Annotated in this window: 14 protein-coding genes; 8 read left to right on the forward strand and 6 right to left on the reverse strand. The window is 69.4% G+C overall.

Annotated elements, in window-relative coordinates; all coding sequences use genetic code 11:
* Window positions 1–22: 22 nt before the first annotated feature.
* Both QH290_RS29285 and QH290_RS29290 read right to left on the reverse strand, forming a co-directional pair.
* Entirely contained in the window at window positions 23–397 is a 375-nt protein-coding gene (locus QH290_RS29285) for a DUF5313 family protein (RefSeq protein WP_280267120.1), read from the reverse strand.
* Complete coding sequence (locus tag QH290_RS29290; RefSeq protein ID WP_280386399.1) at window positions 394–870, reverse strand: MarR family winged helix-turn-helix transcriptional regulator; 477 nt, start codon at window positions 868–870, stop codon at window positions 394–396. Before QH290_RS29290 ends, QH290_RS29285 begins: the two co-directional genes overlap by 4 nt.
* A gap of 211 nt (window positions 871–1,081) precedes the next feature.
* Here QH290_RS29290 and QH290_RS29295 point away from each other — a divergent pair, with 211 nt between their 5' ends.
* Both QH290_RS29295 and QH290_RS29300 read left to right on the forward strand, forming a co-directional pair.
* Complete coding sequence (locus QH290_RS29295; protein WP_280386440.1) at window positions 1,082–2,359, forward strand: MFS transporter; 1,278 nt, start codon at window positions 1,082–1,084, stop codon at window positions 2,357–2,359.
* Window positions 2,356–3,714, forward strand: a complete 1,359-nt coding sequence (locus QH290_RS29300; RefSeq protein WP_280386401.1) for an LLM class flavin-dependent oxidoreductase — start codon at window positions 2,356–2,358, stop codon at window positions 3,712–3,714. The genes QH290_RS29295 and QH290_RS29300 overlap by 4 nt, the downstream gene beginning before the upstream one ends.
* Window positions 3,715–3,724: 10 nt before the next feature.
* On the opposite strand, the gene QH290_RS29305 is transcribed toward QH290_RS29300, so the two are convergent.
* The gene (locus QH290_RS29305) at window positions 3,725–4,513 is read right to left on the reverse strand and encodes a carbon-nitrogen hydrolase family protein (RefSeq protein ID WP_280386403.1); all 789 of its coding nucleotides are present in this window, start codon (window positions 4,511–4,513) and stop codon (window positions 3,725–3,727) included.
* A gap of 32 nt (window positions 4,514–4,545) precedes the next feature.
* Between QH290_RS29305 and QH290_RS29310 the strand changes: the two genes are divergently transcribed.
* Window positions 4,546–5,205 (forward strand): GntR family transcriptional regulator, encoded by a 660-nt coding sequence (locus tag QH290_RS29310; protein ID WP_280267124.1) that lies wholly within the window; start codon window positions 4,546–4,548, stop codon window positions 5,203–5,205.
* Here QH290_RS29310 and QH290_RS29315 read toward each other — a convergent pair.
* Window positions 5,177–6,544 carry an MFS transporter gene (locus tag QH290_RS29315; protein WP_280386405.1) on the reverse strand — a complete coding sequence of 456 codons (1,368 nt, stop codon included), beginning with the start codon at window positions 6,542–6,544 and terminating at the stop codon, window positions 5,177–5,179. The genes QH290_RS29310 and QH290_RS29315 overlap by 29 nt on opposite strands.
* A gap of 165 nt (window positions 6,545–6,709) precedes the next feature.
* On the opposite strand from QH290_RS29315, the gene QH290_RS29320 reads away from it, so the two are divergent.
* Together QH290_RS29320 and QH290_RS29325 are read left to right on the forward strand one after the other, a co-directional pair.
* On the forward strand, window positions 6,710–7,393 hold the full coding sequence (locus tag QH290_RS29320; RefSeq protein WP_280267126.1) for a DUF2848 domain-containing protein: 684 nt from the start codon (window positions 6,710–6,712) through the stop codon (window positions 7,391–7,393).
* A gap of 68 nt (window positions 7,394–7,461) precedes the next feature.
* Complete coding sequence (locus tag QH290_RS29325; RefSeq protein ID WP_280386406.1) at window positions 7,462–8,940, forward strand: FGGY-family carbohydrate kinase; 1,479 nt, start codon at window positions 7,462–7,464, stop codon at window positions 8,938–8,940.
* A 10-nt stretch (window positions 8,941–8,950) separates the two neighbouring features.
* On the opposite strand, the gene QH290_RS29330 is transcribed toward QH290_RS29325, so the two are convergent.
* Both QH290_RS29330 and QH290_RS29335 read right to left on the reverse strand, forming a co-directional pair.
* On the reverse strand, window positions 8,951–9,712 hold the full coding sequence (locus QH290_RS29330; RefSeq protein WP_280386409.1) for an SDR family NAD(P)-dependent oxidoreductase: 762 nt from the start codon (window positions 9,710–9,712) through the stop codon (window positions 8,951–8,953).
* Window positions 9,709–10,698: a sugar-binding transcriptional regulator gene (locus QH290_RS29335; protein WP_280267129.1), complete on the reverse strand. Its 990-nt coding sequence runs from the start codon at window positions 10,696–10,698 to the stop codon at window positions 9,709–9,711. The genes QH290_RS29330 and QH290_RS29335 overlap by 4 nt, the downstream gene beginning before the upstream one ends.
* A 118-nt stretch (window positions 10,699–10,816) precedes the next feature.
* Here QH290_RS29335 and eltD point away from each other — a divergent pair, with 118 nt between their 5' ends.
* From eltD to QH290_RS29350, 3 genes are all read left to right on the forward strand, one after another.
* On the forward strand, window positions 10,817–11,890 hold the full coding sequence (gene eltD, locus QH290_RS29340) for an erythritol/L-threitol dehyrogenase (RefSeq protein WP_425303663.1): 1,074 nt from the start codon (window positions 10,817–10,819) through the stop codon (window positions 11,888–11,890).
* Between the two features lie 87 nt (window positions 11,891–11,977).
* Complete coding sequence (locus QH290_RS29345; RefSeq protein ID WP_280267131.1) at window positions 11,978–13,399, forward strand: ABC transporter substrate-binding protein; 1,422 nt, start codon at window positions 11,978–11,980, stop codon at window positions 13,397–13,399.
* Between the two features lie 30 nt (window positions 13,400–13,429).
* Window positions 13,430–14,383 carry a carbohydrate ABC transporter permease gene (locus QH290_RS29350; protein WP_280267132.1) on the forward strand — a complete coding sequence of 318 codons (954 nt, stop codon included), beginning with the start codon at window positions 13,430–13,432 and terminating at the stop codon, window positions 14,381–14,383.

Consider the following 14,383-nt stretch of genomic DNA (forward strand, 5'->3'; position numbering starts at 1 on the left):
CGAGGCGTCCGCGGGCCGCCCGCTATCCGCGCCCGTGGCGCCGTTCGTAGGCGGCGCGCTCGGCCTCGGCGCGGCGGCGCTCGCCGATATCGGCGAGCTCGGGGTCGAGGTCGTGCTTGCTCAACCGATGCCGCCGGTAGACGTACATGAGGGCGATCGTGAAGTAGATCAGCGGGATGTACAGCAGCGCCATCATCGACAGCCCCATCCACAGCGGGCCGGGGACCAGCAGAAACAGGCACAGCGGCAGCAGTACGGGGACCAGGAAGCGCACCAGGTACCGGCGCGCCGCACCGGGTCCGGTGAGATCCTCGAGCACCCACTCCCGCATCGACGGCGGCAGGGTCGCGCCGCAGATGTAGCGCACGCGCTGGACCGGATTCGGGGTCTGCCTCATCTGCCCGCCGCCTCCGTGCGGTCCACATGCCCGGCGCGGCGCGCGGCCTCGTTGACCCGGGTGAGAACGTCGCGCAACTCCTCCAGATCGGCCAGGCTCACGCCGAGCCGCTCCACGACCGCGGGCGGGATCCGCTCCGCGTCGCGGCGCAGCGCCCGCCCGGCGGCGGTGAGGTCGACCAGCAGGGTGCGCTCGTCGTGCGGGTCGCGGCGGCGGGTGATGAGCCCGGCGGTCTCGAGCCGCTTCAGCAGCGGCGACAGCGTCGGCGAGTCCAGCTGGACCGCGTCGGCGATGGCCCGCACCGACATCGGCGCCTCACCCCACAGCGCCAGCATGACCAGGTACTGCGGATGCGTCAGCCCCATCGGCTCCAGCAGCGGCCGATACACCGCCAGCACCGACCGATTGGCCACGGCCAGCGCGAAACACACCTGCCGATCCAGGCGCAGCGGGTCGTCCCTGTCGACGGCCATCCCATCACCTCCCGCGCTCACGGTACCGCGCGAATAATTAATGCACAAACTGTTCGCGTGAACAGGGTATCGTAGTTCCGATCAGAAGGACGGCAACCCTCGCGGAGAGATCCGATGTTGCCTAGCGTTCGCCGACGTGATCTTCGCACAACGGACGCCGCCCCCCGAGGCGAGCCGGACCGACACGGCGACAACGTCGTTCACGCCCGGGATCCGGGCACGCTCGGTGGCCTGGGGCAGCGTCATCGGCACCACCGTCGAGTGGTACGACTTCTACCTGTACGCGACCGCCGCGGCCTTGGTGTTCAAACCGCTGTTCTTCCCGAATGTTTCGCCGACGGCCGGAACGCTGGCGGCGTTCGCCACCTACGCGGCCGGGTTCGGCGCGCGGCCGATCGGGGCCGTGATCTCCGGGCATCTGGGAGATCGGCTGGGCCGCAAGGCCGTTCTGGTCGGCGCGCTGCTGCTGATGGGAATCACCACGGCCGCAATCGGTGTGCTGCCGACCTACGGTCAGGTGGGCCTGCTCGCGCCCGCGCTGCTGGCGACGCTGCGGGTGCTGCAGGGCCTGGCCGTCGGCGCGGAATGGGGTGGTGCGGCACTGCTTTCGGTCGAGCACGCACCGCCGGGGCGGCGCGGGTGGTACGGCAGCTTCACCCAGCTCGGGTCGCCCGCCGGAATGCTGCTGGCGACGGCGGTCTTCTATCTGGTGCGCGCGGTCCTGGGCGAGGAGGCGTTTCTCGCCGGGGGATGGCGGATCCCGTTCCTGCTGAGCGTCGTGCTCGTCGTGGTCGGATTGCTCATCCGGGTGCGGCTCACCGACGCCGAGGTCTTCGGCAGGCTGCGCGACCGGGGCGATATCGCTCGCCTCCCGGTGGTCGAGGTGCTGCGCGAGCAACCGCGAAATGTATTGCTCACCATCGGATTACGACTGTCGCAGATCTCGCTGTTCGTGCTGCTCACCACCTACTCGCTGAGCTATCTGCAGGACGAGTTCGGCAAGGACAGTTCGGTGGGGCTGTTCGCGGTGCTGCTCTCGTCGGCGATCGGACTGATCAGCACCCCGGTGTGGGCCCTGCTCTCGGATCGGGTGGGTCGCCGGCGCCCGTACCTGTTCGGTGCCGTCGGCGGGCCGGTGGCGCTGGCGCTGTTCTTCCTCGCCGCGGAATCCGGGTCGCGCCTCGCGGTGGTCGTCGTGATCGTGCTCGGGGTGAACGTGGCCCACGACGCGATGTACGGGCCGCAGGCGGCGTGGTTCGCGGAACTGTTCGACACCCGCGTGCGCTACAGCGGCGCCTCCCTCGGCTATCACATCGGCGCCGTGCTGTCCGGCGGGTTCGCCCCGCTGATCGCGGCCGCGCTGCTGACGGCGGGCGGCGGGAACCCCTGGCTGATCGTCGCCTACTTCGCGGTGCTGACCGCGCTCACCGTCGCGGCCGCCGCCTCGGCGCGCGACACCTATCGAGACCGAATCGGAGACACACCATGAGCCGGATCTATGTGAACGCCTTCGACATGGCCTGTGTCGGGCATCAGTCCGCGGGCCTGTGGCGCCACCCCGACGACCAGGGGCACCGCTACCGGGAACTGGGGTACTGGACCGAACTCGCCCGCACCCTGGAGGCGGGCGGCTTCGACGCGCTGTTCCTGGCCGACGTGCTCGGGGTCTACGACGTGTACGGGGGCTCGCGGGATGCGGCGGTCGCCGACGCCGCCCAGTTCCCCGTGAACGATCCGGCGATGGCGATCTCGGCGATGGCCGCGGTGACCGAGACGCTCGGATTCGGCCTCACCCTGTCGCTGACCTACGAGCAGCCCTATGCGCTGGCCCGGCGGATCTCGACGCTGGACCATCTCACCGGAGGCCGGGTGGCGTGGAACATCGTGACCTCCTACCTGGACAGCGCGGCCCGCAATCTCGGTCTGACGCAACAGATTCCACACGACGAGCGGTACGAGATCGCCGACGAGTACCTCGAGGTCTGCTACAAGCTGTGGGAATCGTCGTGGGAATCCGATGCGGTGGTGCGGGATTCGGCGCGCGGCGTCTACACCGATCCGGCCAAGGTGCACGACATCGAGCACAAGGGGCGGCATTTCACGGTGCCCGGACCGCATCTCAGCGAGCCCTCGCCGCAGCGGACCCCGGTGCTGTTCCAGGCGGGCGCCTCACCGCGCGGGGTCCGGTTCGCGGCCGCGCACGCCGAGGCCGTCTTCGTCTCCGGACCGACCCCCGAGGTGGTGCGCGGCCCGGTTCGTACCTTGCGCGCGGTGGCGGCCGAACTCGGCCGGGATCCCCGGTCCATCAAGGTGTTCACGATGCTCACGCCGATCGTTGCCGAGACCCGCGAGCAGGCCGTGGGCAAGCTCCGATCCTACGAGCGCCTGGTGAGTCCCGAGGGCGCGTTCGCGCTGTTCGGCGGCTGGACGGGGGTCGACCTGGCGGAACTGGATCCCGACGCGCCGCTGCGCTACGTCGAAACCGACGCCAACCGTTCGGCGCTGGCCTCCTTTACCACCGCCGACCCCTCGCGCACCTGGACGCCCCGGGAACTCGCGCGGATGATCGGCATCGGCGGCCGGGGCCCGGTGGTCACGGGCTCGCCCGCCGAGGTCGCCGACGAACTCGAACGCTGGGTCGACGAGGCCGACGTCGACGGCTTCAACCTGGCCTACGTCACCACGCCCGGCACCTTCGCCGACTTCGGCCGCCTCGTGATCCCCGAACTCCGCCGCCGCGGCCGCGTCCCGGAGCGTGTCGAGCCGTCCACCCTCCGCGAAAGACTCGGTGGCAGTGGACCTTTCCTGGCCCCGGACCACCCGGGCGCCGCCTACCGCCGGTAGTCACCGCGGCTCAGAATTTCCGGTTGGCGAGGACCGGGAGAGTTCGCCGGACCTCGGGAACTCGGCCGGGATCGATGTCGGTGATCAGCAGGTCGGGCTCGGCGCCCAGGGCGGCGATGATCTGGCCGTCCGGGGCGACCACGAGGCTGTGGCCGACGCCGCGGGGGGCGGGGGAGTCGCCGCCGGTGGTGGGGCGGGCCTGGTCGCAGGCGGCGACGAAGGTCGTCGAGTCGAGGGCGCGGGCGCGGGCGAGCAGTTGCCACTGGTCGGCCTTGCCCGGACCGTCGCCCCACGAGGCGGCCACGACGATCAACTCGGCGCCGTCGTCGGCGAGGGCCTGGAACAGGCCCGGGAAGCGGAGGTCGTAGCAGGTCGTGAATCCCACTCGGGTGCCGTCGATGTCGAGCAGCAGCCGCCGGTCGCCCGGTGCGACGGTGTCGGATTCGGTGAAACCGAAGGCGTCGTAGAGATGGATCTTGTCGTAGTGGGCATCCACCCCGCCGCCGGTGACCAGCAGCGTATTGCGCACCCGGTCGCCGTTGGGGGTGAACATCCCCGCCGCCACGGTGATGCCCGCCCGCTTCGCGATCAGCCGCACCGCCTCGGCCCACGGCCCGTCGACGGGCTGGGCCACCTCGGTCAGCGGCCCGCCGCCGAAGCAGCGCATCATGGCCTCGGGGAAGACGACCAGCCGCGCCCCGGCCTCCGCGGCCCGGACCGTCTGCGATTCGATGGCGGCGAGATTGTGCTCCGGGTCCACCGCGCTGGTGACCTGGGCGAGACCGATTCTGGTGAGCATGATTTCGCTCCCTCCTGGTGTATACATTCTGTATGCGGAAAAACGACTCCGTGCCGGTGCTGTCGGGGCGGGAGAAGGCGTACAACTACGTCAAGGACCAGGTGCTGACGTCGCTGCCCGCCACCGGCACCTTCCTGAACGAGCAGGAGCTCGCCACCAGCATCGGTGTCTCGCGCACGCCGGTGCGCGAGGCGCTGCTGATGCTGCAGGCCGAGGGCCTGGTCGAGATGGTGCCCAAGCGCGGCGCGCATGTTCCGGCCATGTCCGGCCGCCAGATCGCCGAGCTGATGGACCTGCGCGGTGTGCTGGAGCGCCACGCCGCCAGCCGCGCGCTGGCCGGGGGCCACGCGCCGATCGCCGCGATGCGCGCGGCGCTGACCGAACAGGAGTCCCTCGCCGACGCCGACGACGAGGGCTCGGCGCGCGAATTCATCGCGTGGGACTCGAGATTCCACCAGATCCTCGTCGACTCCGCGGGCAGCGAACTGCTGTCGAGCACCTACGCGGGCCTGCGCGCGCGGCAGCTGCGGGTCGGTCTGGCGGCGCTGTTCGCCACCGCGAACCGGCAGCAGCGGGTGTGCTGCGAGCATCAGGAGATCGTCGACGCCCTGGCCGCCGGCGACGAACCCCTGGCGCACGCGAAGATCGACGAGCATCTCGAGATCACACTGCAGATTCTGTTGCGCGCGTGAGGTTCTGGGACAGCTCGGCGTAGTGCTCGTCCTCTGCGTTGTCCGGATCGGAGCCCAGCGCCAGCCCGCCCAGCGTCAGCGCGGTGACGACGAGCAGATATCCGGTCAGCGGCACCCAGCTGTCGAATCGGCTGAGCAGCGTGGTGAAGATCAGCGGCGCCAGCGCTCCGCCGAACACCCCGCCGATGGTGTAGGCCAGTGAGCAGCCGGTGGAGCGCAGCCGGACCGGGAACTGCTCGGTGATGAACGCGGCCTGCGGGCCGTACATGAACGAATGGAAACTCAGCCCGACGGTGATGCCGAGAATGAGCATCAGGTGCGAGCTCGCGCCGATCATCGGGAAGAACACGAGCGTCCACGCCAGCGCCCCGGCCGCCGCGACGGCGTAGACCAGGCGGCGATTGACACGGTCGGAGATCGCTCCCGCCAGCGGGATCGTGACCAGCTGGAACGCCGAGGCGATCAGGACCGCGATCAGCACATCGCTGCGCTCGAAATCGAGCCGGTTGGTGCCGTAGGTGATGGTGAAGACGGTGAACAGCGCGTACACGACGTCGGGTGCCAGCCGCGCGAGCACGGCCGCGACCAACTGCCGCGTCTGCGTGCGCACGACCTCGCTGATCGGGGCCTCCGGCCGGTCGCCGGACTGCTGCAGGGCCTGGAAGATCGGCGTGTCCTCCAGCCGCAGCCGGATCCAGAGGCCGAATGCCACCAGCACCGCGGAGGCCAGGAACGCGATCCGCCACCCCCAGGCCTCGAACGCCGCCTCGCTCATCGCCACGGTCAGCAGCGCGAGCGCGCCGTTGGCGAGCAGGTTGCCCGCCGGTGGGCCGATCTGCGCGGCGGAGGCCCAGAATCCGCGGCGGCGCGGATCGCCGTATTCGCTCGACAGCAGGACGGCCCCGCCCCATTCGCCGCCGACCGCGACGCCCTGGGCGAAGCGCAGCGTGACCAGGATGATCGGCGCCGCGATCCCGATCGTCGCGTGGCTGGGAATCAGGCCGATCGCGAAGGTCGTCGCGCCGATCAGCAGCAGCGTCATGATCAGCAACTGCTTGCGCCCGAGGATGTCGCCGAGGCGGCCGAAGACGAAGCCGCCCACCGGCCGGGAGACGTAGCCGACGGCGTAGGTGGAGAACGCCAGGATCGTCCCGGTCAGCGGATCCTCGCCGGGGAAGAAGACCTGCGGGAACACCAGCGCCGCCGCCGTGGAGTAGACGGCGAAGTCGTACCACTCCAGCGCGGTGCCGGTGAGGCTCGCGGAGAAGGCCCTGAGCAGCGCCTTGCGGCGGACGGGCGAGGTGTTCGGCTCGGTGATGACCGAAGTATGAACCGACATGGTGCTCCTTGCGAAATCGAACAGCACCGACGCGGGGCGGGGTGTGCTCCCGATCACGCCGACTGTTGTACGACACATATACTTGCTGTATACAAGACATATGCGCAAGCCCCCGGCCGTAAACAGTTGATTTCCGGGGCCGCACCAGCGACAGGAGGACTCCGGATGCCCCAGCTCAGTTTCGCCCTGCCGGACGGCACGACCGAGACCGTGGACGTCACCGCCGTCCTCAACGCGGGGTATGCCGGTCGCGATCAGGCCGAGGTCGCCGCGCACATCGCGGAACTGGCGGAGCTGGGTGTGCCCGCCCCGAGCGCCACGCCCGCCCTCTATCCGGTCTCGCCGTACCTGGCGCAGCAGACCGACGAGGTGTTCGTGCAGCACGGCCGCACCTCGGGCGAGGCCGAGTGGGCGCTGGTCATCACGGCCCACGAGGTGCTGCTCACCGTCGCGTGCGACCACACCGACCGCGCGCTGGAGGTGCACGGGGTCGCCTGGAGCAAGAACGCCGCGCCCGACGTGCTCGGGACCCGCGCCTGGCGGCTGTCCGAGATCGCCGACCGCCTCGACGACATCACGCTGAAAGCCTGGGTGGGACACGGTGATTCGGTCCGGCTCATCCAGGAGGGCACCCTCGGCGACCTGCTCGCCCCGGCCTATTGGCTGGACGTGCTGGCCCGGCGCGGCGAGGACAAGCCGGGCACGGTCCTGATCTCGGGGACGATCTCGATGCTGCCCGGAGTCGACCAGTTCGGCGACTCGTGGCGGGTCGAGATGACCGATCCGGCCACCGGCGACACCCTCGCCTGCGCCTACCGCACGGTGCCGATGCCCGAGGCCATCGGCTGACCGGCGGTCGCGGCCGGATTGTCGCGGACCGGCCCGCGGGACGGGGCCGACGGCATACGCTGACGCACGTGGATGTGCTGGTTGGAATTGATCTCGGGACGGGGAGTAGCAAGGGGGTTCTGGTTCGGCCGGACGGCGTCGTGGTCGCCGAACATCAGGTCTCGCACGAGATATCGCTGCCGCGGCCGGGCTGGGCCGAGGTCGATCCGGTCGGGATGTGGTGGAGCGAGGTGTGCGAGATCAGCCGGGCGCTGGTCGCGGCCGCGCCGCCGGGAGCGCGGATCGCGGGCATGTGCGTCAGCGGTGTGGGCCCGTGCCTGGTGCTGTGCGACGACAACCTCGACCCGGTGCGCCCGGCCATCCTGTACGGCATCGACTCGCGCGCCACGGCCGAGATCGCCGCGCTCACCGAGCTGTTCGGGCCCGACGAGATTCTGCGGCGGGCGGGCAAGTCGCTGTCCAGCCAGGCGGTGGGGCCCAAGGTCGAATGGGTCCGCAACCACGAACCCGAGGTGTTCGCGCGGGCGCGGCGCTGGTACGGCTCGAACTCCTTCGTCGTGGCCAAGCTGACCGGCGAATACGTACAGGACCATCACACGGCGAGCCAGTGCGATCCGCTGTACGCGATCCGCGAGTTCGACTGGAATGCGGACTGGGCCGAGCGCATCCTGGGCGGGCTGCCGCTGCCGCGGCTGGCGTGGCCGTCGGAGGTGGTCGGCACAATGCACGCGGAAGCGGCGGCGCAGACCGGGATTCCGGCCGGTACGCCGGTCGCCGCGGGTACCGTCGACGCCTACTCCGAGGCATTCAGCGTGGGCGTGCGGCAGCCCGGCGATCTCATGCTCATGTACGGCTCGACGATGTTCCTGGTGCAGGTGCTGGAGAAGTTCCACACCAACCCGGCGCTGTGGACGACGACGGGCGTCGAGGCGGGCACCTTCGCGCTGGCGGCGGGCACCTCGACCGCGGGCAGCCTGACCCAGTGGCTCCAGAAGGTCACCGGCGGAGCGCCTTTCGGCGAGCTGATGGCCGAGGCCGCGGCGGTGCCGCCCGGATCCGAGGGGCTGGTGGTGCTGCCGTACCTCGCGGGCGAGCGCACGCCGGTCTTCGATCCCGACGCGCGCGGCGTGGTCGCCGGGCTGACCCTGCGGCACGGTCGCGGACATCTGTTCCGGGCGTCGTACGAGGGGATTTCGTTCGGCATCCGCCAGATCCTGGAGATGTTCGACGACGCCGACTCGCCGGTGACCCGCGCGGTCGGCGTCGGCGGCGGTCTCCGCAGTCCCGTGTGGACGCAGGCCCTCAGCGATATCACCGGCCTGACCCAGCTGGTGCCCGAGCAGGCCATCGGCGCCAGCTACGGCGACGCCCTCCTGGCCGCGATCGGTGTGGAACTCGTTGCCCCCGAAACGGATTGGGCCCGCATCGCCCGCGAGGTCCCGCCCGACCCCGGCAACCGCGAACTGTACGACAACCTGTACAAGACCTGGCTCGAGCTGTACCCGGCAACCCGCGACCAAGTCCACCGCCTGGTGGAACTCGGCTAGTTCCGCGCGGTCAGCTTACTCCGTAGCCGCCGTCTATCGGGATCTCGGTGCCGGTGATCATGGAGGAGAGGTCGGAGGCGAGGAAGAGGGCGGTGGCGGAGACCTCGGCGGGGACGGCGAAGCGGCCCAGGGGGATTCGGGCGAGCATGGGGGCCGACTTGGCTTCCTCGCCCCAGACCTTGCGGCCCATGTCGGTCAGGACGACGGTCGGGCAGATCGAGTTGGCGCGGACGCCGCGCGGGCCCAGTTCCAGCGCGAGGACCTTCGTGGCCATCACGAGCCCCGCCTTCGAGGTGCAGTAGGCGTAGTGCTCGGGCAGGGCGCGCAGGGCGGCGGCCGAGGCGACGGTGACGATCGACCCGCCCCCGGCCTCGGCCATGGCGGAGCCGACCTCGGCGGCCAGCAGCGCGGGGGCGCGCAGGTTGACCGCGAGCACTTCGTCGAAGGCGGGCGCGGTCAGGCCGGAGACCGGCTCCGGGTGGGAGATCCCGGCATTGTTGATCAGCGCGTCCAGCCCGCCGAAGGCCGCGGCGGCGTCGGCCGCCAAACGCGCGGGCGCCTCCGGCTCGGACAGATCCGCGGCCACGGCGGCCGCGCGAATACCGTACTGCCGCTCCAATTTTCGGGCCTGTTGCGTCAGCGCACCCGCGTCCCGTCCGGACAGCACCAGACTGGCGCCCGCACCGGCGAACGTCTCCGCGAGGTCGGCCCCGATTCCCCGGGAGGCGCCGGTGATCAGGACCCGCTTGCCGTCGAGTCGGATGGAATTCACTTGCTCTCCAGAAGTTCTCGTGCGGTCGCGGGATCGGTGACGAGCCGGTTGAAGTATCCGGCCCGGGCCCCGGCCAGGATCGGCGCGACCTTCTCGCTGCCGACGGCCACCGCGATACCCACCGGGATCTGTTGCAGCACCGGCAGATCCACCGCGATCAGGCGCTCGCCGCCCGGAAAATCCACGGGCTCGCCCGCGCGGTCGTAGAACCGCGAGCAGACATCGCCCACGGCGGCCCGCAGCGAGGCGGCGGTGGTGGGCACGAACTGCGGGATATCGTCGCGCAGCAGCGGGGGAGCGCCGACACCCATCAGGGCGCAGCGGGCCCGGGGCCACAGATCCAGCACCCGCTGGATGGACGGATCGGCGTGCAGGGTGTCGTAGAGGTCGGGGCCCGGAAGCGCCGGGGCGAACAGGTAATTGGGGCGGCCGCCGAGCTTGGTGGAGATCAGCCGCGTGATCTCGTTGGTCTGATACCAGCCCTCCGGCTGATCGTTGCCACCGACGGTGGGGACCACGAGCACGCCCGGAATGCGTTCGAGATCGAACTGCGCCACCTCGTACACGGTGCGGCCCGACGACACCAGCAGCACATCGCCCGGCACCAGGCCGACCTCGGTCAGCGCGCGCGACACCGCCGGCGCCAGGTAACTGCCCATGACCTCGACCGTCGGCTTGGCCGGGGTGGGTGCGGGCAGCGGTGCCGACAGGTAGACCCGTTGCAGCCCAACGGCTTCGGCGACGGTGCCCGCCAGATCGGCCTCGTCGCCCTCGTGCGGTGCGCGGACCTCGATGCGCACGATGCCCTGGCGGCGTGCCTGCGACAGCAGCCGGCTCACGGTCGCCCGGCTGACCCGCAGCTTCGCGGCGACCTGGGCCTGGGTGGCGTCCTCCTCGTAGTACATCTTCGCGGCCGCGTAGAGCTGCGACGGCGCGAAAGTGCCGCTCTCGGCGGGCGTTTGCGCCGGAGTGTCGGGGCTCTGCATAGCCTGCAGTATTCCATTGAACAAATGTTCACGCCATAGGTGCGGTGAACATTCGTTCTGGACAAATGTAAACGAGGTGAGTTAGTGTGATTGCCGACACACGATGAAGGGCAGTGCGATGACGGAGAAGATGCAGGCGGTGATCTGCCACGGACCCGGCGACTACCGGCTGGAGGAGGTGCCCGTCCCGGTTCCCGGTCCGGGCGAGGCGCTGGTTCGCGTCGAGGCGGTCGGCATCTGCGCGAGCGATCTGAAGTGCTACCACGGCGCGACCAAGTTCTGGGGCGACGAGAGCCGCCCCGCCTACGCCGAGACGGGGGTCATCCCCGGGCACGAATTCGTCGGCGAGATAGTGCAACTCGACGAGGAGGCGGCCGCGCGGCGGGGCCTCGAGGTCGGCGACCGGGTGGTGTCCGAGCAGATCGTGCCGTGCTGGGAATGCCGCTACTGCCTGCGCGGCCAGTACCACATGTGCGCGCCGCACGCGATCTACGGCTTCAAGCGCCGCACCCCCGGGGCGATGGCGAAGTACATGGTGTATCCGGTCGAGGCGCTGGTGCACAAGGTGTCGAAGAGTCTGCCGCCCGCGCACGCCGCGTTCACCGAGCCGCTGTCGTGCTCGCTGCACGCGGTGGAGCGCGCGGGGATCACCTTCGACGATGTCGTGGTGGTGGCGGGCTGCGGCCCGATCGGTCTGGGCATGGTCGCCGGGGCGCGGGCGAAGAATCCGGCCCACGTGGTCGCGCTGGACATGGCCCCGGAGAAGCTCGAGCTGGCGCGGGAATGCGGCGCCGACATCGTGATCGACATCCGCACCGAGGACGCGGAGGCGATCGTCAAGGATCTCACCGGCGGCTACGGCGCCGATGTGTACCTGGAGGGCACCGGACATCCCTCGGCGGTGCCGCAGGGCCTGAATCTGTTGCGCAAGTTGGGAACCTACGTCGAGTACGGCGTCTTCGGCAGCGATGTGACCGTCGACTGGAGCATCATCAGCGACGACAAGGAACTCGACGTGCGCGGTGCGCATCTCGGTCCGCACTGCTGGCCCGCGGCCATCCGGATGCTCGAATCCGGCGTGCTGCCGATGGACAGGATCTGCACGCATCAGTTGCCGCTCAGCGACTTTCAGAAGGGATTGGATCTGGTGGCGAGCGGGACGGAGTCGGTCAAGGTGTCGCTGATTCCGTAGGTCCCTCCGGACATGACGAGGGACGGCGGAGGTCTGATGAGGGGACATCCGCCGAGAACCAGGGGATAGGCGATCCGAGGAAGTTCGATGAGGGACAGAAAGATTTGCGGCCCGCAGATGTCGCGCCGGAACATGCTGCGCGCCATGGGCATTGCCGGTGCCGCGGCCGCCGCCCTGCCGGTCGTCTCGGCTTGCGGGGTCGGCGGCGGCGTCCAGGCCACCAACGGCGCGGCGGAGGTCAGCGGGCCCTTCGACTGGCGCGCGGCACAGGGCACGACGCTGAACGTGCTGCAGACCCCGCACCCCTACCAGCAGTCGCTACAGCCGCTGCTGGCCGAGTTCACGCAGCTGACCGGCATCACCGTCAATACCGACCTGGTGCCCGAGGCCGACTACTTCACCAAACTGAACACCGAATTGGCCGGGGGCACAGGCAAACACGATGTGTTCATGCTCGGCGCGTACTTCGTCTGGCAGTACGGCCCGCCGGGCTGGGTGGAGGATCTGGCGCCGTGGCTGGCGAATTCGTCGGCCACCCACGACGACTACGACTTCGAGGACATCTACGAGGGCCTGCGCACCTCCACCCGCTGGGACTTCTCCCTCGGCTCGCCGCTGGGGACCGGCGGTCAGTGGGCCATTCCGTGGGGCTTCGAGAACAACGTGGTCGCCTACAACAAGGCGTACTTCGACCAGCGGAAGATCACGCTGCCGGACACCTTCGACAACTTCATCCAGCTCGCCGTCGACCTCACCGATCGCTCCCAGAACCGCTACGGCATCGCCACCCGCGGGTCCAAGTCGTGGGCGACCATCCATCCGGGATTCATGACGCAGTTCGTGCGGGAGGGCGCCGCGGACTACGAGTTCTCCGGCGGAGAACTACGGGCAGCCATGGATTCCGACGCGGCGGTCGCCTTCACCGAGAAGTGGATCGAGATGCAGCGCCTCGCCGGGCCGACCTCGTGGACCACCTACGACTATCCCAATGCCACAGGCGATCTCGGCGACGGCAAGGCGATGATGGTCTACGACGCCGACAGCGCGACCTATCCGAAGAACAAGCGCGGCGCCAGCGCGCAGGCCGGGAATATCGCCTGGTATCCGGGACCGGCCGGACCGGGCGGCAACTACGACACGAACCTGTGGACGTGGTCGCTGGCGATGAACTCGATGTCGAAGCACAAGCTGGCGTCGTGGCTGTTCATCCAGTGGGTCACCGGCAAGGAGGCGCTGGCCAAGGCCGTGCGGGGCGGTATCTTCGCCGATCCGGTGCGCAAGTCGGTCTTCGACGGGGTGTTCAAGCAGCAGCTGGGCGAGATGCCCGGCTATCTGGAGGCCTTCGAGACCGTGATCGCCAGCTCGAAGATCCAGTTCACCCCGCAGAAGAAGTTCTTCGACACCACCGAGGACTGGGCCGTGGCACTGCAGGACATCTACGGCGGCGCGGACGCCCGATCGCGGCTGGCCAGCCTGGCCAAGACCTGTTCGTCGAAGGTCAATCTCTGACCCGCCGCGGGTCGAGGAAAGGGAGTCGAGATGACCACTCAATCGGTTCGTCCGCCGTCGGCCGCGGCCCCCGAGATACCGCCGAAACCACCCGGCGCCGCGGAGGTTCCGCGCTGGCGGCGCTCGATGCGACCGTATCTGCTGTCGGTGCCCGCGGTGCTGATCGTGGTCGGCATCCTCTATCCGTTCGTGATCGGCGCCTACTACTCGGTGCTGAATTACGCTGCGGTGAACCCGAATCCGGTGTTCGTCGGGCTGCGCAACTATGCCAGCGTGCTCGGGGACATGGAGTTCTGGACCAGCGTGCGGGTCACGGGGATCTTCGCGATCGTGGCCACGGCGATCGAGACGGTCATCGGGGTCGGACTCGCGTTGCTGCTCAACCGGTCCAGCCTGATCGGGCGAATCTTCGAGAAGGTGCTGATCCTGCCGCTGATGATCGCGCCGGTGATCGCCGGGGTGATCTGGAAACTGATGTTCAATCCCCAATTCGGCGTCCTCAACCATGTTTTCGGGCTCGGCTCCACCTTCGACTGGCTGTCGGGCAGCAACGCCCTGTGGTCGGTGATCCTGGTGGATCTGTGGATCTTCACCCCGTTCGTGGCGATCCTGGTGCTGGCCGGGATCCGGTCGCTGCCCAAGGAGCCGTTCGAGGCGTCGGCGGTGGACGGGGCGAGCTGGTTCTACATGTTCCGCAGGCTCATGCTGCCGATGCTGTGGCCCTACATCCTGGTGGCGGTCATCTTCCGTTTCATGGACAACCTCAAGGTGTTCGACGCGGTGTACGTGCTCACCGCGGGCGGTCCGGGCGTGGCCACCCGCACGCTGCAGATCGGCGCCTTCGAGGACTCGATCATCAACCTCGACTACTCCCGCGGCAGCACCTACATGTTCCTGCTGTGGGCGATCGTATTCATCACCGCACGCATCCTGGTGGGCGTGCTCGGCAAGGCGCAGCGTCGCGCCGCTGGAGCGGAGTCGTAG

It is taken from the genome of Nocardia wallacei, from assembly GCF_029869545.1.
Classification (GTDB): Bacteria; Actinomycetota; Actinomycetes; order Mycobacteriales; family Mycobacteriaceae; genus Nocardia; species Nocardia wallacei_A.